Source organism: Arthrospira sp. PCC 8006, from assembly GCF_046480465.1.
GTDB lineage: Bacteria > Cyanobacteriota > Cyanobacteriia > Cyanobacteriales > Microcoleaceae > Limnospira > Limnospira platensis.
The window spans coordinates 1-1,921 of record NZ_PKGG01000418.1 but is presented as its reverse complement, the minus strand read 5'-3'; the positions used below and the strand labels follow the sequence as shown (position 1 = coordinate 1,921).

The 1,921-nt window shown below is 46.5% G+C and carries 1 protein-coding gene; it reads left to right on the top strand.

Annotation, left to right across the window (positions count from 1 at the left end; all coding sequences use genetic code 11):
• Nucleotides 1-448 precede the first annotated feature (448 nt).
• On the top strand, nt 449-1,762 hold the full coding sequence (locus B9T16_RS28200; protein WP_410246340.1) for a hypothetical protein: 1,314 nt from the start codon (nt 449-451) through the stop codon (nt 1,760-1,762).
• Nucleotides 1,763-1,921: the final 159 nt, after the last annotated feature.

Here is a 1,921-nt window from a genome sequence, read left to right as displayed (position 1 = left end):
CCCTCAATTCAACGACTCTCGGAAACCTCCGATTCGGGAGAAGGAAATAATGCGATCGCCTCTACTCACGATTCCCCCTCAATTCAGAGACTCTCGGAAACCTCGGATTCGGGAGATAGAAATGATGCGATCGCCTCTCACGATTCCCCCTCAATTCAACGACTCTCGGAAACCTCGGATTCAGGAGATATAAATGATGGGATATCTGGGAAGGATTCATCTCCCATTCAGAGATTCTCGGAAACCTCAGATTTATCTCCAATTCAACGACTCTCCGAAACCTCAGATTTATCTCCCATTCAGAGACTCTCCGAAACCTCAGATTCATCCCCAATTCAACGACTCTCGGAAACCTCAGATTCGGGAGATGTAAATAATGCGATCGCCTCTGATGATTCCCCTTCAATTCAGAGACTCTCGGAAACCTCAGATTCGGGAGACGTAAATAATGCGATCGCCTCTSATGATTCNCCCTTCAATTCAGAGACTCTCGGAAACTTCCGATTCGGGAGAYGTAAATAATGCGATCGCCTCTCACGATTCACCCTCAATTCAACGACTCTCGGAAACTTCCGATTTGGGAGATGTAAATAATGCGATCGCCTCTACTCACGATTCACCCTCAATTCAACGACTCTCGGAAACCTCAGATTCATCTCCCATTCAGAGATTCTCCGAAACCTCAGATTCATCTCCAATTCAGAGAATCTCCGAAACCTCGGATTTGGGAGACGTAAATAATGCGATCGCCTCTACTCACGATTCCCCCTCAATTCAGAGAATCTCCGAAACCTCGGATTTGGGAGACGTAAATAATGCGATCGCCTCTACTCACGATTCCCCCTCAATTCAGAGACTCTCGGAAACTTCCGATTTGGGAGATGTAAATAATGCGATCGCCTCTACTCACGATTCCCCCTCAATTCAGAGACTCTCGGAAACTTCCGATTTGGGAGATGTAAATAATGCGATCGCCTCTCACGATTCCCCCTCAATTCAGAGACTCTCGGAAACTTCCGATTTGGGAGATGTAAATAATGCGATCGCCTCTGATGATTCCCCCTCAATTCAACGACTCTCGGAAACCTCAGATTCATCTCCTCCCATTCAGAGACTCTCGGAAACTTCCGATTCGGGAGATATAAATAATGCGATCGCCTCTCACGATTCACCCTCAATTCAACGACTCTCGGAAACTTCCGATTTGGGAGATGTAAATAATGCGATCGCCTCTCACGATTCACCCTCAATTCAACGACTCTCGGAAACCTCAGATTCRTCTCCMATTCAGMGACTCTCSGAAAYCTCAGATTCRGGAGACGTAAATAATGCGATCGCCTCTACTCACGATTCACCCTCAATTCAACGACTCTCGGAAACCTCAGATTCGGGAGATGTAAATAATGCGATCGCCTCTACTCACGATTCCCCCTCAATTCAGAGACTCTCGGAAACCTCGGATTCGGGAGATATAAATAATGCGATCGCCTCTACTCATGATTCCCCTTCAATTCAACGAATCTCGGAAACCTCAGATTCATCTCCAATTCAGAGACTCTCCGAAATCTCGGATTCAGGAGACGTAAATAATGCGATCGCCTCTCACGATTCACCCTCAATTCAACGACTCTCGGAAACTTCCGATTTGGGAGATGTAAATAATGCGATCGCCTCTACTCACGATTCACCCTCAATTCAAMGACTCTCGGAAACCTCAGATTCCTCTCCAATTCAGAGACTCTCCGAAATCTCGGATTCATGAGACGTAAATAATGCGATCGCCTCTCACGATTCACCCTCAATTCAACGACTCTCGGAAACTTCCGATTCTGGAGATGTAAATAATGCGATCGCCTCTACTCACGATTCACCCTCAATTCAACGACTCTCGGAAACCTCAGATTCATCTCCCATTCAGAGA